Source organism: Flavobacterium plurextorum, from assembly GCF_002217395.1.
Lineage (GTDB): Bacteria > Bacteroidota > Bacteroidia > Flavobacteriales > Flavobacteriaceae > Flavobacterium > Flavobacterium plurextorum.
The window spans coordinates 212,978-233,529 of record NZ_MUHD01000016.1; the positions used below are offsets into that span (position 1 = coordinate 212,978).

The 20,552-nt window shown below is 32.2% G+C and carries 19 protein-coding genes; 6 read left to right on the plus strand and 13 right to left on the minus strand.

The genetic code is table 11. The features are described from left to right. Window positions 1–16: 16 nt before the first annotated feature. From B0A81_RS09660 to B0A81_RS09670, 3 genes are all read right to left on the minus strand, one after another. Complete coding sequence (locus tag B0A81_RS09660) at window positions 17–1,351, minus strand: DEAD/DEAH box helicase (RefSeq protein WP_089057831.1); 1,335 nt, start codon at window positions 1,349–1,351, stop codon at window positions 17–19. A gap of 205 nt (window positions 1,352–1,556) precedes the next feature. Then, window positions 1,557–3,095: a DEAD/DEAH box helicase gene (locus B0A81_RS09665; protein WP_089055676.1), complete on the minus strand. Its 1,539-nt coding sequence runs from the start codon at window positions 3,093–3,095 to the stop codon at window positions 1,557–1,559. Between the two features lie 109 nt (window positions 3,096–3,204). Further along, window positions 3,205–3,738 carry a DUF6155 family protein gene (locus B0A81_RS09670; RefSeq protein ID WP_089057832.1) on the minus strand — a complete coding sequence of 178 codons (534 nt, stop codon included), beginning with the start codon at window positions 3,736–3,738 and terminating at the stop codon, window positions 3,205–3,207. A 104-nt stretch (window positions 3,739–3,842) separates the two neighbouring features. Between B0A81_RS09670 and B0A81_RS09675 the strand changes: the two genes are divergently transcribed. Together B0A81_RS09675 and B0A81_RS09680 are read left to right on the plus strand one after the other, a co-directional pair. Continuing rightward, complete coding sequence (locus tag B0A81_RS09675; protein ID WP_089055674.1) at window positions 3,843–4,130, plus strand: DUF3817 domain-containing protein; 288 nt, start codon at window positions 3,843–3,845, stop codon at window positions 4,128–4,130. Further along, complete coding sequence (locus B0A81_RS09680; protein ID WP_089057833.1) at window positions 4,123–5,382, plus strand: mechanosensitive ion channel family protein; 1,260 nt, start codon at window positions 4,123–4,125, stop codon at window positions 5,380–5,382. The genes B0A81_RS09675 and B0A81_RS09680 overlap by 8 nt, the downstream gene beginning before the upstream one ends. 81 nt (window positions 5,383–5,463) lie before the next feature. On the opposite strand, the gene ettA is transcribed toward B0A81_RS09680, so the two are convergent. The 3 genes from ettA to holA all read right to left on the minus strand — a co-directional run bounded on the left by ettA (window position 5,464) and on the right by holA (window position 8,476). Further along, on the minus strand, window positions 5,464–7,155 hold the full coding sequence (ettA, locus tag B0A81_RS09685) for an energy-dependent translational throttle protein EttA (RefSeq protein ID WP_089057834.1): 1,692 nt from the start codon (window positions 7,153–7,155) through the stop codon (window positions 5,464–5,466). Between the two features lie 67 nt (window positions 7,156–7,222). Then, complete coding sequence (locus B0A81_RS09690; protein ID WP_071637907.1) at window positions 7,223–7,405, minus strand: CAL67264 family membrane protein; 183 nt, start codon at window positions 7,403–7,405, stop codon at window positions 7,223–7,225. Between the two features lie 66 nt (window positions 7,406–7,471). Beyond that, the gene (gene holA / locus B0A81_RS09695; RefSeq protein WP_089057835.1) at window positions 7,472–8,476 is read right to left on the minus strand and encodes a DNA polymerase III subunit delta; all 1,005 of its coding nucleotides are present in this window, start codon (window positions 8,474–8,476) and stop codon (window positions 7,472–7,474) included. 109 nt (window positions 8,477–8,585) lie between these two features. Here holA and B0A81_RS09700 point away from each other — a divergent pair, with 109 nt between their 5' ends. Genes B0A81_RS09700 through B0A81_RS09710 form a run of 3 tightly spaced genes read left to right on the plus strand, consistent with a single transcriptional unit; the run spans window position 8,586 to window position 10,949 of the window. Beyond that, window positions 8,586–9,032, plus strand: coding sequence for a type I restriction enzyme HsdR N-terminal domain-containing protein (locus B0A81_RS09700; RefSeq protein WP_089055670.1), 447 nt, complete (start codon window positions 8,586–8,588; stop codon window positions 9,030–9,032). A gap of 29 nt (window positions 9,033–9,061) precedes the next feature. Further along, on the plus strand, window positions 9,062–10,081 hold the full coding sequence (locus B0A81_RS09705; protein ID WP_089057836.1) for a glycosyltransferase family 2 protein: 1,020 nt from the start codon (window positions 9,062–9,064) through the stop codon (window positions 10,079–10,081). A 34-nt stretch (window positions 10,082–10,115) separates the two neighbouring features. Then, on the plus strand, window positions 10,116–10,949 hold the full coding sequence (locus B0A81_RS09710; protein WP_089057837.1) for an OmpA/MotB family protein: 834 nt from the start codon (window positions 10,116–10,118) through the stop codon (window positions 10,947–10,949). A gap of 188 nt (window positions 10,950–11,137) precedes the next feature. On the opposite strand, the gene B0A81_RS09715 is transcribed toward B0A81_RS09710, so the two are convergent. The 3 genes from B0A81_RS09715 to B0A81_RS09725 all read right to left on the minus strand — a co-directional run bounded on the left by B0A81_RS09715 (window position 11,138) and on the right by B0A81_RS09725 (window position 15,340). Beyond that, window positions 11,138–11,758, minus strand: coding sequence for an L-threonylcarbamoyladenylate synthase (locus B0A81_RS09715; RefSeq protein ID WP_089057838.1), 621 nt, complete (start codon window positions 11,756–11,758; stop codon window positions 11,138–11,140). A gap of 119 nt (window positions 11,759–11,877) precedes the next feature. Continuing rightward, window positions 11,878–14,214 carry an ATP-dependent helicase gene (locus B0A81_RS09720; RefSeq protein ID WP_089057926.1) on the minus strand — a complete coding sequence of 779 codons (2,337 nt, stop codon included), beginning with the start codon at window positions 14,212–14,214 and terminating at the stop codon, window positions 11,878–11,880. 358 nt (window positions 14,215–14,572) lie between these two features. Next, a complete protein-coding gene (locus B0A81_RS09725) occupies window positions 14,573–15,340 on the minus strand; it encodes a sulfite exporter TauE/SafE family protein (protein WP_089057839.1) in 768 nt (255 codons plus the stop codon). Between the two features lie 126 nt (window positions 15,341–15,466). Here B0A81_RS09725 and B0A81_RS09730 point away from each other — a divergent pair, with 126 nt between their 5' ends. Further along, window positions 15,467–15,988 (plus strand): DUF7935 family protein, encoded by a 522-nt coding sequence (locus tag B0A81_RS09730; RefSeq protein WP_089057840.1) that lies wholly within the window; start codon window positions 15,467–15,469, stop codon window positions 15,986–15,988. Window positions 15,989–16,047: 59 nt separating this feature from the next. On the opposite strand, the gene B0A81_RS09735 is transcribed toward B0A81_RS09730, so the two are convergent. From B0A81_RS09735 to B0A81_RS09750, 4 genes are all read right to left on the minus strand, one after another. Beyond that, window positions 16,048–16,776, minus strand: coding sequence for an SIMPL domain-containing protein (locus B0A81_RS09735; protein ID WP_089057841.1), 729 nt, complete (start codon window positions 16,774–16,776; stop codon window positions 16,048–16,050). 48 nt (window positions 16,777–16,824) lie between these two features. Then, complete coding sequence (locus B0A81_RS09740) at window positions 16,825–17,724, minus strand: patatin-like phospholipase family protein (protein WP_089057842.1); 900 nt, start codon at window positions 17,722–17,724, stop codon at window positions 16,825–16,827. 107 nt (window positions 17,725–17,831) lie between these two features. Then, complete coding sequence (locus tag B0A81_RS09745) at window positions 17,832–19,892, minus strand: M1 family metallopeptidase (protein WP_089057843.1); 2,061 nt, start codon at window positions 19,890–19,892, stop codon at window positions 17,832–17,834. Further along, window positions 19,889–20,521: a transposase gene (locus tag B0A81_RS09750; RefSeq protein ID WP_089057844.1), complete on the minus strand. Its 633-nt coding sequence runs from the start codon at window positions 20,519–20,521 to the stop codon at window positions 19,889–19,891. Before B0A81_RS09750 ends, B0A81_RS09745 begins: the two co-directional genes overlap by 4 nt. Window positions 20,522–20,552: the final 31 nt, after the last annotated feature.

The following is a 20,552-nucleotide window of genomic DNA, read 5'->3' on the forward strand; positions in this document are numbered from 1 at the left end:
ATAAATGTCATGCTTGTTACTTTTTGAATTTTTTAACAGGTTTTTCAACTACATCGATTTTGTTCTGAAGGACATAATTGGCTAATAATTTTTCTATCAATTCTTCTTTTGTAAGATGATGAAAAACTGTTTTAACTTTTGTTTTTAAATCATTTGAAATATCATGATTTGGTTTCGTTTTGAAGATTTGTTTCGCCCACAAAAGCGTATTATTTTCTTCAATACTTAATGCTGAAGGTTTTTTAAACTCAGAAAACTTCAGCCCCAATTCTCTTTCGAAATCTGCAATTTCTGCAACTTCTTCTTCCTGCAAAACCGTTAAAGAAAGTCCCTTTGCTCCTGCTCTTGCTGTTCTTCCGCTTCTATGAACATAAGTTTCATAAGCATCTGGCAAATGGTAATTTACAACATAAGAAATTTCTTTTACGTCAATTCCTCTCGCAGCTAAATCAGTCGCTACCAATATATTGATATGTCCTTCACGAAACTGCTCCATAATTCTATCACGAATTCCCTGAGTTAAACTTCCGTGAATTGCTCCCGAAGAAAAACGATTTATAGCCAGATTTTTAGCTAGTTTATTTACAGCAGCTTTAGTTTTACAGAAGATAATACCACGTTCACCATCTTTTGAATTAAGAAAATGCATTAAAACATCTAATTTTTCAATTGGATCTACTACAATATATTCATGATCAATACCTTGGTTTCCAATCACTTCCATACTAGCACTTACCTGAACTACATTTTTATTTAAGTAATTCTGAATCAATTGCTTAATTGTTCCCGGCAAAGTAGCTGAGAATAATAAAGTACGGTGTTTTTTAGGAAGTTCAGTAATGATTTCATCCAGGCTTTCTTTTAGAATTGAAACCATTTCATCAGCTTCATCTAAAACCAAATATTGCGTTTGTTTTAAATCAACTGCTTTTCTTTGAATCAAATCAATTAAACGTCCTGGTGTTGCCACAACAATATGTGTTGGCGAAGTAAGACGCTCGATTTGAGGTTTTATTGGAATTCCGCCGCAAGTTGCAGCAATGGAAATATTTGGAATATGTTTTGAGAAATCTTCTAAATTTCTAAAAATCTGATGACCAAGCTCTCTTGTTGGCACCAGAATAACAGCTTGAACAACTGGCAGTTCAGTATCAATTAATTGTAATAAAGGCAATCCGAAAGCAGCTGTTTTTCCTGTTCCTGTTTTGGCTAAACCTACAACATCATGGGTTTCAGTCAATAAAAGCGGAATTGTTTTTTGTTGGATTTCTGTAGGTTCAACAATGTTTAATTCGCCTAAAGCTTTTAAAATTGGTGCTGATAGACCTAATGTTGAGAATTGTTTAGACATCTTTTATCTTTGTTTGTTTTGTTTTTATTTGTTTCAAGTTTTAAGTTACTTTCAAAACTTAAAAATAAGTTTTATTAATTCGAAAAGGAGAAATCACAATAGAATGAATTACTCTGAAATGTGATTTCTCCTTTTAAGATCATTATTTTGTTTAGATTTCAATAACTTGAAACATGAAACCTGAAACAAATGGAACTTCAAATTATCAATCTGGTTCGTTCATGATTTTTTCACGATATTTTTTACCTACTAATAAGGTTAATCTTTGCTTGTAATCATCTAGAAGCCACTCGCGGTAGTTTTTACTGCATTGACTTAAACATTTTGCATAACGCTTAATACGGCACTCAATATCGTCATCTAATTCTTTAGATAATGATTTTGCTTCCTGAAGCGTTTCTGTATTATCTACACACATTGCAGCGTGTTGATCCAACGATTTGTCTAATACAATTTTAGAACGTAAATTTTGTTTTATTGCCAATTTATGCTCCTCATCTACATCAAAAGTAACTTCAGCTGTTTTGCTGAATTTTGCTCTTAACTCAGGAGGCATAGTGTATTTAAAGAACATTTCGATCTCAGTATCATCTCTTAGATTTTCAAGATAAAATTCTGGAGATTTAAAAATGTGCTGCCAGTTTACTGGTTCACTCCATAATCCAAAACGAGCTGCATTGTTACCTAAATCAATAACCGTAAACTCATCTTTTCCAGGCAATTTACGAGAACCACGACCAATCATCTGATAGTATAAAGTTAATGATTTTGTCGCTCTGTTTAAAATAATAGTTTCAACTGTAGGTTCATCAAATCCAGTTGTCAAAATTCCAACTGAAGTTAAAATCGCATCCGGAGTTTTCTTGAACCACTGCAAAATATCTTTACGTTCCTCAGAACTGCTCGTGTTGTCTAAATGTCTAATATCATAACCTGCTTCTCTAAAAGTTTCATAAACATATAAAGAAGTATGAATACCGTTATTAAAAATCAACGTTTTTTTACCTAAAGAGCGTTCAGTATAGGCATGCAGTAATTTCTCCTGCATTAAAGTATTAGTATATAAATCATCAGATGATTTTACTGTATAATCACCATTTATACCAACTTTAAGCGAAGTTAAACCAACATCATAACTATATGTAGTTGCTCTAGCCAAAAATCCTTGATCAATCAATGAACCAATTGTATCACCTACAATAAGTTCATCATAACTTTGATGCATTGGTAATTTTATATTCGAACTCAAAGGTGTTGCAGTTACTCCAAGAATAAAAGCATTTTTAAATGAGTTTAATAATTTTCTAAATGAATTGTAATGTGCTTCATCAATAATAACCAAACCAATATTATCAAGATGCAGTTTTTCATCATTGATACGGTTTTTTAAAGTTTCAACCATTGCGACAAAACATGAAAAATCATTTTGGTCAGGAAGTTCTTTTACTTTACTGTTAATGATTTTATTGCTTACGCCAAACCCCTTAAGCATTTTTGAGGTTTGTTTACAAAGTTCAATACGGTGTGTTAATACCACTACTTTTTTATCATTATTAGATAAATAGCGACGAACGATTTCAGAAAAAATCACAGTTTTTCCACCACCTGTAGGCAATTGATATAATAAATGATGTTTTGAAGGAGCATTATCTAAACGTTCAAAAATGGCATCGATATCGCCTTTTTGGTATGCATAAAGTTCTTTTTTCTCTTCTCTTTCTATTTCTAAAGTGTTTTGAGACATTGTTTGTTTTTGGATTTTTGCAAAAATACACCGAAAAAACAGTTATTCATCTTATTTTAACCTAAAATAAATGTTTTTTTATAAATAAGATTTTTTATGGGAATGCATTTTAGAGGCTTAATTTGTCTAAAATAGCTTCAAAATCGTACTTATTTCTCCATTTTTGTTCTAAAACCATTTCATTTATTCCCTCAATTCTTGTTTTAAACTCAGCTAAAATTCCATTTGAAACTATAAAGTTAACAGCTTGTTCAAATGAATTTAACATGCTTTTGTAAAATAATTCCTGTTTTACAAAATTTTGAGAAGAATAAGTTTGAGCAATTTCTATATTATACAACATTATATCTGCTGTAATGAACGAATCAACTCCAAGCATGATAAAATGTTTGATAATCTTCTGAGCTACAGAGCGACGCATTTTTGCTTTTGGATACCGTTTTGCACCTGCTTTTTTTACAGGAAAATATTCTTGCGAAATTTTAACCTTAGATTCTTGTAAAAGTTTGTCTTCTTTTGGATTAAAAACAAAATCATAATAAACTTTTACGGGACTGAATTTCTCATACAACTCCATAAGCTGCTCCTCGAGTTGTTCTTTACTCAATTCGGTCAAATATTTTTTTAAATCACGCTTGCTCATTATCAAAGTTTAAGATTGTAAAAGTAAATTACTTTATTGATACATAACTCAAAAACCAACAAGAATCCTTAATTTTGCTGCTATAATTTCAAAAAAATAGATATATGCTCAAGATTTTTAAAGTTACTGCGATTTTAGAGGGAATCTCTTATTTAGTATTATTTGCTAATATGCTTTTTATTAAAACTAACAACCCAGAACTATATCATACTTTATTACGTCCATTAGGAATGACACATGGCGTTTTATTTATTGGTTACATTATATTAGCGGTATTATTGAGAAAATCTCAAAACTGGGATTTTAAAACGTTTTTAATTATTCTTGTTGCATCATTAATTCCTTTTGGAACATTCTATATTGAGAAAAAGTATTTAGAAAGTAATGCATAAATTTTTGGATAAAATATTTAATTTTTTATATCCGCTTTTTAGAGATTGGGGAATGAACCGCAATGTTGCGTCGTACATCAGCCTGGTTTTTAATATTGTCGTTATGATAGCTTTGGCTTATGCCATTTATTATGCCGCAAAATTTGTTCTGGTTACCTTAACTGCTGTTTTTGCACAGCGTACAAAAACAAAATTTGATGATTATTTAATTCATAACAAAACAACTAAATATACTGCCTATTTAATTCCGTTTTTCTTTATTTATAAAGCTGTTCCAATCATTCTAGATAAGTATGAGTATTGGGAATTGATGTTTGGAAAAATAGTCGGAATTTATATTGTTTTGATTAGTTTATGGATCATCAGAACTATTTTTAATGCGCTTCGTGATTATTTAAAGCAGAAACCAGAATACAGCGACAAACCAATTGACAGTTTTGTTCAGGTTATTATGATCGTGCTTTGGATTTTTGGTGTTGCCATGATTATTTCGACTTTATTCGGAATCAAGAAAGGCGAATTGCTGACTATTCTAGGGACACTTTCGGCAATTATTATTTTAATTTTTAGAGATACAATTTTAGGATTTGTTTCAAGTGTTCAAGTTGCCATTAATGACATGGTTCGTATTGGTGACTGGATCACAATGGACAAATTTGGCGCAGATGGTGATGTTATCGAAATTAACTTGACAACTGTAAAAGTTCGAAATTTTGATAATACGATAACAACGATTCCAACGTATGCCTTGAGTTCCGATTCTTTTCAGAACTGGCGCGGAATGCAAAAATCTGATGGAAGACGTATAAAACGACACGTTTTGATAAAAAGCAGCAGTATTCGCTTTTTGAATAATGATGATCTTAATCATATGAAAAAAGTGCAGCTGATAAGTTCTTATATCGAAACAAGACAAGCCGAAATTGAAAAATATAACGATCTTCGAGGAATTGATAAGTCTCTTGCTCTTAATGGCCGCAATATGACCAACTTAGGATTGTTTAGAAAATACATCATGCAGTATCTTGTAACACACCCAGGATTAAATAAGGACATGCATATTATGTGTCGACAATTGCAATCTAGTGCTCATGGCGTACCATTAGAAATTTATGCTTTTTCTAGTGATAAACGCTGGGCAAATTACGAATACATTATGTCTGATATTTTCGATCACATAATGGCATCGGTAATTTATTTTGATCTTGAAATATTTGAACTGCCGTCACAGATTGGTCATTTAGACAGATAGTTTACTCTTAAAAATAAGATATTAAAAAAAGCCTCAAATTCAATTGAACTTGAGGCTTTTTACATTTTTAGAAATCAATTATTATCTAATTAATTTTCTGTATTTCAAACGCTTTGGAGTTAAATCACCACCAAGACGTTTCTTTTTATTTTCTTCATAATCAGAGAAACTTCCTTCGAAGAAATAAACTTCAGAATCTCCTTCAAAAGCTAAGATGTGTGTACAAATTCTATCTAAGAACCATCTGTCGTGAGAAATAATTACTGCACAACCAGCAAAATTCTCTAAACCTTCTTCAAGAGCACGAAGTGTATTCACATCCAAGTCATTCGTTGGCTCATCCAGTAAAAGTACGTTTCCTTCTTCTTTCAAAGTCATTGCTAAGTGTAAACGGTTACGCTCACCACCTGATAACATAGATACTTTTTTATTTTGCTCACCGCCGCCAAAATTGAAACGAGATAGATAAGCTCTTGAATTAACCTGCTTTCCTCCCATCATAATCAACTCCTGACCATCAGCAAAATTTTCCCAAATAGATTTATTAGGATCAATGTTTGAGTGAGATTGATCTACATAAGCGATTTTTACAGTATCACCAACTGAAAATTCTCCACTATCTGTTTTTTCCTCACCCATAATCATTTTAAAAATGGTAGATTTACCAGCACCGTTTGGTCCAATAATTCCAACAATACCAGCTTGCGGCAAAGTAAAGTTCAAATTATCGTATAATAATTTGTCTCCAAAAGCTTTGGCAACATTCTTCGCTTCGATAACATTTGTACCTAAACGAGGACCATTTGGAATGTAGATTTCCAAGTTTTCATCCAATTGTTTTTGGTCTTCATTTAATAATTTATCGTAATTCTGCAAACGTGCTTTTTGTTTGGTTTGACGTCCTTTTGCACCTTGACGAACCCATTCTAACTCACGTTCTAAAGTTTTTCTTCGTTTTGAAGCTACTTTTTCTTCTTGAGCCATACGGTTTGATTTTTGATCTAACCAAGAAGAATAATTCCCTTTCCATGGAATACCTTCTCCTCTATCCAATTCCAGAATCCATCCAGCAACATTATCAAGGAAATAACGGTCGTGCGTTACTGCAATAACAGTTCCTGAATATTGTGCTAAATGCTGCTCTAACCAAAGTACAGACTCGGCATCAAGGTGGTTGGTAGGCTCATCTAATAATAATACATCTGGTTGCTGCAATAACAAACGACATAAAGCTACACGACGACGCTCACCTCCAGAAAGATTTTTAATTGGAGTATCACCTTCCGGTGTACGCAAAGCATCCATTGCGATTTCTAATTTAGTATCGATTTCCCAAGCACCAAGAGCATCAATTTTGTCTTGTAAAGCTGCCTGACGATCCATCAATTTATCCATTTTATCTGGATCTGAGTAATTCTCTTCAAGACCAAATAAATCATTAATTTGGTTGTATTCTTCTAAAACAGCCATCGTTTCAGCTGCTCCTTCACGCACAATTTCGATAACAGTTTTAGAATCATCAAGAATTGGCTCTTGCTCTAAATAACCTACTGTATAACCTGGTTGAAAAACTACATCTCCTTGATAATTTTTATCAACTCCTGCAATAATTTTTAAAAGAGAAGATTTTCCAGAACCGTTAAGTCCTAAAATACCAATTTTAGCTCCGTAAAAGAAACTCAAATAAATGTTTTTAAGTACCGGTTTGTCTGCTCCTTGATAGGTTTTACTCAATTTCTGCATTGAGAAAATTACTTTCTTATCGTCTGACATTCTATTTATTTTTAATTATTTATTTTCTATATGATTTTATGCCATAATTCAATTTGGCAAACTTAAACTAAACTCTGCCTTTCAATGCATTAAAAACCCAAGCGTTGGCAAAAAAACCAACACCTGCCGCCGCAAATCCCCAGCCAGAAACATCTCTGTATCTAAAAGCACCAAGACCTATAAGCAACAATCCCATAAGTACCATTATAAAAGTAGCCCATCCTAAAACGGTATTTTTATTCATTCCCATAATTGTGTAATTATTATTTTAAGTAGTAAATTTTTTAGAAAGGCAAATATCGTGAATTTTAACGGCTTAATTAAATATTTTATACAGCATTTCTTTTAACAAATCCGACTGTGGTAAAGCATTCGCTCCAACTCCTTTACTTTTCACATCAATATCACGTAATGCACCAACGATTTGACTTACTTTTCGCATTGGATAATTTTTTACAGCTAAATCATATTCCTTTAAAAAATAAGGATTTACACCAATTGCAGCAGCAACATTTTTAGGATTCTTATCTTTAAGTCCGTGGTATTTTAAAAGCTGAATAAAAAAACCAAACACTAATCCCGTAGTCATAACTAATGGATATTCTTTTGGGTTATGCGCAAAATTTTCAGCAATTTTATAGGCTTTTAACTGATTGCGTTCTCCAATGGCTTTACGAAGTTCAAAAACATTATAATCTTTACTAAAACCAATATTTTCCTCAATATGCTGAGGCGTAATCATTGTTCCTTGCGGTAAAATGATTTGTAATTTCTCTAACTCATTATTGATTTTACTCAAATCAGTTCCTAAAAACTCAACCAGCATTGCATTTGCTTTTGGATCAATTGTGTATTTTTTTCCTGCAAGGATACGCTTTATCCAATCTCCAACTTGATTTTCGTATAATTTTTTACTCTCGAAAACAATTCCGTTTTGAGCTAAAAGTTTAGTCACTTTTTTTCGCTTATCAAGAGTTTTGTATTTATAGCAAAAAACCAAAACCGTAGTTTCCATCGGATTATTAACGTACGACTCTATTTTATCTATTGTTCTTGATAAATCCTGCGCTTCTTTCACAATAACAACCTGACGATCAGCCATCATAGGATAGCGCTTGGCCGTTGAAACAATATCTTCTACAGAAACATCTCTTCCGTATAAAACAGTTTGATTAAAACCTCTCTCTTCTTCAGCCAGTACATTTTGTTCTATATATTCAGACAGCTTATCTATATAATAAGGTTCTTCACCCATTAAAAAGTAAATAGGCTTTATATTCCCTGCCTTTATATCATTAACAATTTTTATAACTTCGTCCATTCAATTTTTTTTGTTTCACCTTTCAAGCTTCAAATTTCCCGCCTCAATAACTTGAAACTTTATCCCGAGACTTCGGGAGAAACCTGAAACTATTTTATATTTTTGCTTTATGTTAAAGCTAAATTTCCCTTCTTATACTTTCCGATTCAAAAATAGCGAAAATAAAGTGTCTATTTTTGATGAAATCAGGAAAAAATTTATCATTCTTACTCCAGAAGAATGGGTTCGTCAGCATGTAGTTCATTATTTAATGAACGAAAAAAAATATCCTAAATCGCTTATAAACGTAGAGAAAGTTTTAACAGTCAATGGTTTGCGAAAAAGATATGATGTCGTCGTTTTTAATTCAGACGGCACTATACACATATTGGTAGAGTGCAAAGCTCCAGAGGTTAAAATATCACAAACAACTTTTGATCAAATTGCACGTTACAATATGACAATGCAGGCACGGTTTTTGAATGTAACAAACGGACTGAGTCATTTTTACTGTCAAATGGATTTTGAGAATGAAAAATATCAGTTTTTAAGAGGTCTGCCAAATTACGGCGAATAAAATAATATTAAAATAAATAAAAATTACTTTTGGATAAAATAGCTGTTGTCATTTTAAACTGGAACGGAGTAAAATTGTTAGAGCAATTTTTACCGTCTGTTTTACAGTATTCAGAAGAGGCCTCTATATATGTAGCAGATAATGCTTCAACAGATGATTCTATTGATTTCGTAAAGAGAAATTTCCCCACTATAAAAATTGTACAAAATACCGGCAACCATGGTTTTGCAAAAGGTTACAATGATGCGCTTCAGCATATAGATGCAGAAATTTATGCATTAGTAAATTCTGATATTGAAGTAACCGAAAATTGGCTGCAGCCTATTGTTGATACTTTTGAGAAAGAAAAGCAAACAGCCATTATTCAGCCTAAAATTCTTGATTTCAAAAATAGAGAATACTTTGAATATGCGGGAGCAGCTGGAGGTTTTATTGATAAATATGGTTTTCCCTTTTGCAGAGGAAGAATCTTTGATACAATAGAAAAAGACAATGGTCAATACGATGATAATTGCGAATTATTTTGGGCTTCGGGAGCTTGCTTTTTTATTAGAAAGAAAGTATACCATGAATTAGGTGGTTTTGATGAGACCTTTTTTGCGCATCAAGAAGAAATTGATTTATGCTGGCGTGCCGCAAATGAAGGACATATAATAAAGTACAATTCGAAATCTGTAGTGTATCACGTTGGCGGCGCTACATTACAACAAGGAAATCCGAAGAAAACTTTCTTAAATTTTAGAAATTCTCTATTAATGCTGGTTAAAAACCTTCCAAAAAAAGGATTATTTTTTGTGATTTTCTTTAGAATGGTTTTAGACGGAATTGCTGGTATCCGTTTTCTTACACAAGGTAAGTTCAAACATACTTTTGCCATTCTAAAAGCACATTTTTCATTTTATTGCATATCTTTAAAGTATCTAAGACACCGCAAAGATTTTCAAATACAAAAATACTATACCGTAAAAAGTGTCGTTTACTTGTATTACATAAAGAAATTACTGGTTTTTAAAGAAATCTTTAACAGTAATCAAAATATTAAAAACTAAATTTGTAATCAACGTTTAATTAAATATAATACCTATGAGAAAAATAGTTATCGCACTATCAGTATTAATGGCCTTAACTTCGTGTGTATCGAAAAAGCAATACGCAGCATTAGAAGCTAAGAACAAAGAAACTCAAGACTTACTAAACTCTTGTACTGTTAAGTTAAATTCTTGTTTAACTGAAAAAGCTGCATTGGCCGCTACAGCAGAAAGCTATAAACAACACAATCAAGACTTAATCAGTACTTCTAAAGACTTAACTGTTTTAACTACTAAAGGAGCTGAAAACCTTGAAAAATCTTTAGAAAGCTTGAAAGAAAAAGATTTAAAAATCTCTAGACTTCAAGACGCACTTACTAAAAAAGACAGTGTAACTTTAGCTTTAGTTACAAGCTTGAAAGGTGCTGTTGGAATCAATGATCCAGATATCGAAATCAACGTAGAAAAAGGAGTTGTATTTATTTCTATCGCAGACAAATTATTATTCAAAAGTGGTAGCTATGATGTAACTGACAAAGCTAAAGGTGTTTTGGCTAAAGTTGCAAAAGTAGTAAACGACAAACCTGATTTTGAATGTATGGTTGAAGGTCACACAGATAATGTACCATACAAAAGCAACGGAATCTTGTTAGACAACTGGGATTTAAGTGTTAAACGTTCAACTTCTATTGTACGTGTATTAACAAATGACCTTGGTGTTAACCCTGCAAAATTAATCGCAGCTGGTAGAAGTTCTTATGTACCATTAGTAGCTAATGATACTCCAGATGACAGAGCTCGTAACAGAAGAACTCGTATTGTTGTTATGCCAAAAATCGATCAGTTCTACGACATGATTGAAAAAGAAATGAAAAAACAAGCAAAATAATTTAAAGTAACATACTTTATTATACAGAAAAAGCAGGTCAATTGACCTGCTTTTATGTATCCTTAATTTTTTTAATAACCAATTAAATATAAATCAAGAATAGCATTATTTTTAAATTAACTAACTAAATTATAACTTTATTAAAGTTAGGTATTTATTTTTAACTTTTATACGATTTAAGTTTTTTTTTACAAAATTCCTATATCTCCCTTTCCTTCTCTGACAATAACCGGCTCGTGTTCTGACAAGTCAATAATTGTCGATCCTACATTATCTCCATAACCTCCATCAATTACCAAATCTACAAGATTTTGCCATTTTTCAAAAATTAATTCAGGATCTGTTGTGTATTCAATTACATCATCTTCATCTCGAATCGAAGTTGAAACAACTGGATTCCCTAATTGGCGAACAATTTCTAAAATAATATTATTATCAGGAACACGAATACCCACAGTAGTTTTCTTTTTAAACTCTTTAGGCAAATTATTATTCCCTGGCAAAATAAAAGTATAGGGTCCTGGTAAAGCTCTTTTTAGTATTTTAAAAGTTGATGTATTAATCTGGCGTACATAATCTGATAAATTACTTAAATCATGACAAATAAACGAAAAATTTGCTTTCTCTAGCTTAACTCCTTTAATTTTTGCGATTTTTTCTAAAGCACGCGAATTAGTAATATCACAACCTAAACCGTAAACAGTATCTGTTGGATAAATTACCAAACCTCCATTTTGAAGCACTTTTACAACCTTTGCAATAGCAGCTTCACTAGGTTTATCTGGGTATATTTTTATAAATTCCGCCATAATATTTTTGTTTCAAGTTTTTTTTGTTTGCTTCGCCTGTTCGGCATTCTGCCTCGAGTCAAGTTTCAAGTTTGTGCTCCAAAACTTGAAACTTCAAACCTGAAACTTGAAACATATATTTATCCCACCACATCTAATTTAGCAAATCTCAGCAAAAGCTTTTTAATACCTCCTACTTCAAATTTGATCTCTGCTTTTTTATCAGCTCCAACACCTTCAAGATTAACCACTTCACCTTTTCCAAAACGTTCGTGCATTACAACATTTCCAACCGTTAACTTATTATCAAATAAATTAGCACCTGAACTTACCGGCGCATTTCCTGCAACAGGTTTTAACTTTCGAATATTTAAATCTGGCTTCGGATTATTATCCGTTATATGTTTTGGAGGCGTTCCTCCTACTGGTTTTGCTAATCTCAATTTCGATTTATCAACATCTCCAAAAATGTCTCCGTCAATAGGCGATTTATAACGATAATTAGTCTCCGCAGGAGTCAAATATTCTAGAAACTGTCCGTCGATTTCTTCAATAAAACGTGAAGGCTCACTATCAGTCAATTTCCCCCAGCGATAACGAGATTGTGCATACGTTAAATAAGCTTGGTGTTCTGCACGTGTTAAAGCTACGTAAAATAATCTACGTTCTTCTTCCAATTCACTTCTAGTACTCATACTCATCGCACTCGGAAACAAATCTTCCTCCATACCAACTACAAAAACATGAGGAAACTCAAGTCCTTTTGCTAAGTGAATCGTCATCAATGCTACACGATCATCATCATTAGTATCTTTATCCAAATCTGTTGCCAAAGCTACATCTTCCATAAATTCAGCCAAAGCACCTCTTGCACCATCAATTTCTTTTTGTCCTTCAGTAAAATCTTTAATACCGTTTAAAAGTTCTTCAATATTCTGAATTTTTGCCATTCCTTCAGGAGTCGCATCTTTTTTCAATTCTTGAACCAGACCCGTTTTTTTCGCAACATGGTCCGTTATATAAAAAGCATCCTGATTTTGATCAATAACCTGAAAACTCTGAATCATTGTTACGAAATCCTTCAGTTTATTCTTCGTTCCAGCATTCAGCTTTAAGTCAATTTTATCAATATTAACCATTACTTCCCAAATCGATCGTTTGTAATGATTGGCAGCAATAGTAAGTTTTTCTACAGTTGTATCTCCAATTCCACGAGCAGGATAATTGATAACACGAATCAACGCTTCTTCATCTTTTGGATTAATTACTAAACGCAAATAACACAAAACATCCTTTATTTCTTTACGTTGATAGAACGATAATCCTCCATAAATTCTATACGGAATATCACGTTTTCTTAACGCATCTTCCATTGCACGAGACTGCGCATTGGTACGGTACAAAATCGCAAAAGAGCCATTATGAAGCTGATTCTGCATTTTTTGTTCAAAAATCGTACTTGCTACAAAACGACCTTCTTCAGCATCAGTCAAACTTCGGTGGACTTTAATTTTAGGTCCAAAATCATTTGCTGTCCAAACTACTTTATCAAGTTTGGTTTTGTTATGCTCCATTACCGTATTTGCGGCTTCAACAATATTACGGGTTGATCGGTAATTTTGCTCTAAACGGAACATTATAACACCCTCGTAATCCTTCTGGAAATTCAGAATGTTATTAATATTTGCTCCACGAAATGCATAGATACTTTGAGCATCATCTCCAACCACACAAATATTCTGGAATTTATCTGATAAAGCTCTTACAATCAAATACTGAGAGTGATTCGTATCTTGGTACTCATCAACCAAAATATAACGAAAACGGTTTTGATATTTAGCCAAAACCTCAGGAAAACGAGTTAGTAATTCGTTGGTTTTCAATAATAAATCATCAAAATCCATTGCACCTGCTTTAAAACAACGCTCTACATATTGCTGATAAATATCTCCTAATCTAGGTCTTTTTGCCATTGCATCGGCCTCAACTAATTCTGGATTGTTGAAATAGGCTTTTACCGTAATTAAACTGTTTTTATAACTTGAAATACGTCCTAAAATCTGTTTCGGTTTATAAACATCACGATCCAGCTGCATTTCTTTAATAATCGAAGAAATTAATCTAGCAGAATCCTGAGAATCGTAAATAGTAAAATTCGATGGATACCCTAAATGATCTGATTCTGAACGCAGAATACGAGCAAAAATGGAGTGAAAAGTTCCCATCCAAAGGTTTTTTGCTTCAGATGCTCCCACAATATCCGAAATCCTGTGTTTCATTTCACGAGCCGCTTTATTGGTAAAAGTCAGCGATAAAATATTGAAGGCATCAATACCTTGAGCCATCAAATAAGCAATTCTAATTGTTAAAACACGGGTTTTCCCCGAACCTGCACCAGCAATAATAATCATTGGCCCGTCTTTTTTTAGAACGGGTTGTCGTTGCGCTTCATTGAGTTGATCAATGTACTTTTGCATGAAATTTTTCTCCATATGATGCAAAAATAAGAATTTAAAGAGAAAGTTCCTAAGATACTAAGACGCTAAGGTTCTAAGTTTTTTTGAAGCTGAAGAATAGGCATTTTATTAAATATGATTTCCTGCTTTCGGCTTTATCTCTCCTCCCGATAGCCATCGGGAGGAGAGGATATCGCCTCTATCAGGGCTAAAATCAAACAATTGACTTTCTTTAAATATTTTGAACCTTATAAGATATGAGTTTATTTAATTCTATTGTAAGTAAAACACTGAAAATGCTTATATTAAGTGCAATTTCGAAAAACATATTAAAAATAAAGCTTATAATTTCTTATATCACTTATATGGTTTAAGTAAACTATTTGAAGAAAACGTCGTAGGCAAATCGAATCAATGTTCCGACAACTACAACTAGAAAGAAAATCCTAATAAATCCATTTCCTTTATTAATGGCCAATTTTGCACCAAGCCATCCACCAAGTCCGTTACTAATTGCCATTGGAATTGCAATTGCCCAAATGATTTTTCCTTTAATCATAAATAAACAAATCGAACCAAAATTAGTCGCCAGATTAACCATTTTAGCATTTGCAGAAGCGTGCAAAAAGTCAAAACCCAAAAGTGCAATAAAAGCTACTACAAAAAAACTTCCTGTTCCAGGACCAATAAAACCATCATAAAAACCAACAATTACACTAATTACCACTGCATAAATTATCTGAGTGGTTTCTGAATGGTCTTTCGCAGCATGCTGACCAAAGTTTTTCTTAGCATACGTGTATATAAACAACAATGATAAAACAACAAGTAGAAGCGGTTTCATAAAATCATTGCTGACCATAGTTAATATTGTAGATCCCAAAAAAGCCGATGGAACAGCTAAACACATCATAATCAAGAGCGATTTCCATTGAATTACTACTTTTTTAAGATATTGAAATGCAGCAAAAGCGGTTCCAGTGAAAGCCGGAATTTTTAAACTTCCAATAACTGTTGAAACGGGAAGATTTGGTAATAAAATTAACCCCATTGGAGTTTGAATTAATCCGCCGCCGCCCACAATAGCATCGATAAATCCTGCTGCGAACGCTGCCAAACAAAGAAAAAGTATTACGTATGAATCCATTAAAAGTATATTTTTGGTAGATTTTGAGAATCTGAATGCAAAAGTAAAGCTTACATTTTGTTTATTGCGATAAATTTAAACTAGATTTTTACTCAAAAAGCATATTTTTGCTAAAAAATTACCCAAATGGATTTTACAAAAATTATAGAATTAGCCAGTTATACTTTACCTGCAATTGTGACTGGATTTGTTGCGTACAGTTTTTTTGAACTGCACATTAAAAACAACGACAAAAAGCGTGCTTTTTTATTGAATAGAGAATATCAAAAGCAATCTTTACCTATACGTTTACAGGCGTACGAACGTATGACTTTATTTTTGGAACGTATTAATTTAACAAAATTATTAATTAGAATTTCTCCTATTTCAAACGATAAGCATGATTATGAAAATTACGTAATCGATCAAATTGAACAAGAGTTTGAACATAACTTAACGCAGCAAATTTATATGTCTGACGAGTGTTGGACAATTATAACTACAGCCAAAAATGCTACAATCCAAATGATTCGTAAAGCTGCAATGAGCGATAAAGTAGAAAATGCCGATAAACTGCGTGAAGTAATCCTGAATGACCTACTAGAAAAACAATCTCCAAGCAACGCAGCTTTAGGATATATTAAAAATGAAGTTGCTGAACTTTGGTAAAAAAAACTTAGAGTTCAGACTTTAGATTTAATCTAGAATATGAACTCTAAGTTTTTATATTATCTTTTGTTTTTAGTGATCCAATAAATAATATTTATCGTTTCCTCTAATTCTTTTTCTTCAACTTCAAATTTATCAAATGACGTTTTAGGGCTTGAAGCTCCTGCTGCCATAATTCGACCTGCTTTCACTTCGTTTACTCTATCATAAGCAACCATATCTCGCAAAGCATATTTCGATACCTGTTTTACATTTACAATTTTTACGTCTAATGCTTTTGCAATATTATCAGCATTATTCTTAGCATCATTAATCGCACTCTGAACTAATTTCAATCTCGAAGTTTTTTCCAATCCTTCAGAGAGAAAAGTTTCAAATTCAGCGTCCAAATCTTTGATATTTTCGCTTTGTATTTCCTGATAAAATGCTTCGATTATCTTGTTATCCAAAGCAAAATTTATTGATAAGGAATTAGTAACAGTATATTCCTTTTTATGATCACTATTCTCACTGCTGGATATTCTGTATTCAGAAATTTTTATATTTTTTTCAGTAAAACCAATATTAAAAAGCCCTTTTTGAAGTTTTTCAATTTCTTCGTTTAACTCTTTAATGGCTGTTGTTTCAATTAAATTTTGCTTCTCAATTGTAACTTTAAATCTTGCACAATCAGGTTTAACTTTGATTCTAGAATTTCCTTCAGCGGTTATTTCACTACCTATGTTTACTTGTGAAAATACTGGAATTACATAAGCTAAAAAAAATAAAACTGTAATTATTTTTCTCATTATCAATACTATTTTAAATGTTGTTATTTCATAATGTAAATTCTAAAATCACCTATTATCACTCATAACCTCAGATTTATTCTGAGCATATTCATAACCTTGTTCCCACCATTCTTTCATTACCTCTTTATTAAAGATCAAGGCATTATCTGTCAGTTTGGTTGGCGTGTAATACAAATTAAGTTTCACATCTTTATTGTTTGCCATAAGCTTTCCTATTGCGATATCGTGTTTTTCGACTTGATCTAAGGCAATTCGAAACAAATCAATCATCAAGGAAAACGGATTTTTACCAATTACTGTCTTTGTTGTATTAACTTCGGTTTCAAGGATTATAACATCAATTTCGGTTGCGCCGCGATTAATAGCTTCGCGAATAGGAACTAAACTTGAAAATCCTCCATCGCCATATTCTGAATTGTTTTTAGTAACTAAACTCATAAACGGAACATAATTACTGGAAATCCACGACCATTCGCAAAACTCTTCGTAACTGCAGTCTTTAACCGATTTATACTCCGATTCGTTTTTGGTAAAATTGGTTACAGTTATAACAACATCAGTATCTAATTTTTTCAATTTATTAAAATCGGACAGCGAGAAATTATTCTGAATATATTTTCTTAAACCTTTACTTTCACCAAAAGTTCTTTTTCCTTTAAAGAATTGACGTAATACATTGAAGTGATTGATGGTAACAATATCTATTCCTTCTTTTACTTTAACTACAAACGGGCAAATATTAAAAATACTAGCCATGGTGACATTAGTATAAACGGAATGGATTTTTTTAATATGACCAAGTGCGAGATGCGGAATTAGAAGACTTCCTGTAGATGTTCCGATAAACAAATCATATTCATTTCTTTTTTCTTCAATCAAATATTGTGCAACTCCGCCGGCAAATGCGCCTTTACTTCCACCGCCAGAAATAACTAATGCTTTCATAAAATTTAATGTAGGTTTGTTTTTTGATTTTTTTAAAAGAAACAAGAATAAAGACTTCTTTTAATCGCTAGTTTCTTGCATCTCTCTTATTGCTTCTATTTTCTATTCTACTCTTTCAGCAAACGATTCAATTGATATTGTTCATCGGGGTTTAAATTAGGTAAAATTCTATTAAACGAAGCACGCATTTCTGAATTTTTTAATAAAATCCTAATAGAATCTCTTCCAAATTTTGAAAACTGCCACATATGATGTGTTGTTGCACTCACTAAATTAGTTAAAACCTGATCGTTTATAATTTTAAAAGCAATCAGTTTTTCAAGGGCATTCTGACGTGTTGGAGCTTCATATTTAGTTGAAGAAAAAGCAATAAGTTCGTTTACTAATTCTTCAGAATTTGTACTGTAATCAGGTGTTGATAAAGCCAGCGAAAGCCATAATGTTCGAAGATTAAAGTCATTAAACCCAATCCAGTCTTTAGATTTATTCAAGTAATCTGCTCTATGATTTGGGAAGTTTTTCCACAAATAAAACAGTGCGATTTCTTGTGTTTGATACGATTTATCATCAAGCAAAGTTTCATATTCAGCTCTAAAATCTTCTGGAATTTTAGCCAATGAACCTGCAACAGCTTGTCTTACTTGAGTATTATTTGTTTTTAATGCAGTTTGTAAAAGAGTTTTCTTTGCTTCGTATTTTTCAATTCCTAATTGATCTACAATTGCTTCTTTTACAGATTCATAAACATCAGACTCTAAAGTTTTTCTTAAAACATCTTCTTTCTCAGATAATGGCGTTTTTTTAAGTTTGTCAATCTCTAAACGAGTTTGAATTGCTTTATTTTTACTCAGTAAAGCATTTGCTGTCGGCGTATCAAAAACTGTCGATTCCAGCCAAGTTTTTTGAAATTTATCAAGATCAAAATCAGATACTTTTTTTATTTCGTCAAAGAAATCTTGAGTTGTTACGGTTTGATAAGCAAACTTTTTCAAATAGCTTTTTATTGCTTTTTTAAAAGCCTTGTCTCCAATTGATTCATGCAGTACAAACAATGCCCAAGCTCCTTTTTCATAAAAAGTGAGCGAACTTGCTTTTGCATTCAAAACCGGAATAGAATCTGTTCGTGAGGCAAATTTTATTTGCTGCGCAGTATTGTATAATTTCGAGTAAAAGAAATCGTCTCCATAAATTTCTCTTTCTGCCAAAGCAGCAAAATAAGTTGCGAAACCTTCTTGAAGCCAATGATGCTTGCTGCTTTCAGCTGTAATTAAATCTCCAAACCAATGATGTGCCAACTCGTGTGCATCGACATTTGTATAACTTCTATCTTCAAAACCTATAGAATCTACTACATAACGAGTTGCCAAAAGTGTGGAAGTTGTATTCTCCATTCCAGCGTATAAAAAATCGCGGACAGGAATTTGTCTGTAAATTTTCCAAGGATATTTTACTCCGATTTCTTTCTCTAAAAAATCAAAAATACGTTTAGAATAGCGATACGTTGGCTCAAAACGTTTTTTATCTTTTGGTTCTAGATAATATTCTAACGGAATTCTAGATTTTGAAAGCATTTCTGTTTTATCATATTTGCCAATTGCAAGCATCAATAAATAAGAACTCATTGGTTTCTCCATTTCGTATTGCCAGTGAAACAAATCGTCTTTGCTTGTTTTTTCTTTTAAAATACCATTTGAAATTACCTGATACTGGTTATTGTAAGTAATGCCTAAATTAAAAATCAATTTCTCATTGACATCATCAAAACTCGGAAACCAGTTACTGGTGTATCTTCCCTGTCCTTGCGTCCAGATTTGAACATCATCATTTTCAATTTCAACAAAGTACAATGCTTGTTTTGGCTTTACAGTATAATTGAATGTTAACTGCTTGTTTCCTTTTTCAAAATGACTAACAATTTGTAATTCTTTACCCGTATTTACAAAAACAGCATTTTCACCATTTATTTGAACATTAGAGAATTCCATATTTTTAGCATCCATTTTTATCGTATCAACAGACTGCAAAACGCTAAAATCGTAAACGACTTTTCCTGCAATTGTTTTTTGTACATTATCGATAGTCAATTGTGCATTAACCGATTTAAAATCGACAAATTTAGTTTGCTGCGCAAAAAGGAAAGTGGTAAATAATAAGAATATATATTTCATTGAAATGTTGAATTTATAGAATCCGTGTCCCAAGATCGTGGATTATTTTTTATGTAATTGTAAATCCTTTCAAATGTTCTGTAATTTTTAACAATATGATCGTGATAATTATTCTGCCAAATAGATTCTGTCCCATTTATTTGTTTGGTTGTAATTGATTTTAAAATAGCCACAAATGAAGAAATTGAATTGGGTTTTCGAGAAAAAGCAGATTCCGATTGGCTCTGTAGAGGCGCACGGCAGTGCGCCTCCGGTTTTGTTGTGATGGTTTTTATTGGTATGCTGGACGTAGACGCACTGCCGTGCGTCTCTACAATGTGCGACTCTACGATATGCGTTGTGTTTTGATTATGGTCTGTGTTTTGAATTTCAATTAATAAATGAATATGATTAGGCATGACAATCCAATTATGGAAAAACCAATTTTCACGAATATTAATTGATTTTAAAAGTTCGTTTTCGACAATTATTCCGTTTTTATTTAAAATCATCCTTTCTTCATCAATAGTGCCAAAAATACATTTTCTACCTTTAGAAACTATTGTAATAAAATAGATTCCTTCACTAGAATAATCCCAGCCTTTCAATCTTTTTGAATCAATTTTAAACTTATCTTTAAATAATGTCATAATATGGCTTGTAAGAAATCAAAGTTACAAA

Coding starts and splice junctions, on each gene's coding strand:
- B0A81_RS09660 (WP_089057831.1), bottom strand. CDS start 1,351: ATGTCTAAACAATTCTCAACATTAGGTCTATCAGCACCAATTTTAAAA.
- B0A81_RS09665 (WP_089055676.1), bottom strand. CDS start 3,095: ATGTCTCAAAACACTTTAGAAATAGAAAGAGAAGAGAAAAAAGAACTT.
- B0A81_RS09670 (WP_089057832.1), bottom strand. CDS start 3,738: ATGAGCAAGCGTGATTTAAAAAAATATTTGACCGAATTGAGTAAAGAA.
- B0A81_RS09675 (WP_089055674.1), top strand. CDS start 3,843: ATGCTCAAGATTTTTAAAGTTACTGCGATTTTAGAGGGAATCTCTTAT.
- B0A81_RS09680 (WP_089057833.1), top strand. CDS start 4,123: ATGCATAAATTTTTGGATAAAATATTTAATTTTTTATATCCGCTTTTT.
- ettA (WP_089057834.1), bottom strand. CDS start 7,155: ATGTCAGACGATAAGAAAGTAATTTTCTCAATGCAGAAATTGAGTAAA.
- B0A81_RS09690 (WP_071637907.1), bottom strand. CDS start 7,405: ATGGGAATGAATAAAAATACCGTTTTAGGATGGGCTACTTTTATAATG.
- holA (WP_089057835.1), bottom strand. CDS start 8,476: ATGGACGAAGTTATAAAAATTGTTAATGATATAAAGGCAGGGAATATA.
- B0A81_RS09700 (WP_089055670.1), top strand. CDS start 8,586: ATGTTAAAGCTAAATTTCCCTTCTTATACTTTCCGATTCAAAAATAGC.
- B0A81_RS09710 (WP_089057837.1), top strand. CDS start 10,116: ATGAGAAAAATAGTTATCGCACTATCAGTATTAATGGCCTTAACTTCG.
- B0A81_RS09715 (WP_089057838.1), bottom strand. CDS start 11,758: ATGGCGGAATTTATAAAAATATACCCAGATAAACCTAGTGAAGCTGCT.
- B0A81_RS09720 (WP_089057926.1), bottom strand. CDS start 14,214: ATGCAAAAGTACATTGATCAACTCAATGAAGCGCAACGACAACCCGTT.
- B0A81_RS09725 (WP_089057839.1), bottom strand. CDS start 15,340: ATGGATTCATACGTAATACTTTTTCTTTGTTTGGCAGCGTTCGCAGCA.
- B0A81_RS09730 (WP_089057840.1), top strand. CDS start 15,467: ATGGATTTTACAAAAATTATAGAATTAGCCAGTTATACTTTACCTGCA.
- B0A81_RS09735 (WP_089057841.1), bottom strand. CDS start 16,776: ATGAGAAAAATAATTACAGTTTTATTTTTTTTAGCTTATGTAATTCCA.
- B0A81_RS09740 (WP_089057842.1), bottom strand. CDS start 17,724: ATGAAAGCATTAGTTATTTCTGGCGGTGGAAGTAAAGGCGCATTTGCC.
- B0A81_RS09745 (WP_089057843.1), bottom strand. CDS start 19,892: ATGAAATATATATTCTTATTATTTACCACTTTCCTTTTTGCGCAGCAA.
- B0A81_RS09750 (WP_089057844.1), bottom strand. CDS start 20,521: ATGACATTATTTAAAGATAAGTTTAAAATTGATTCAAAAAGATTGAAA.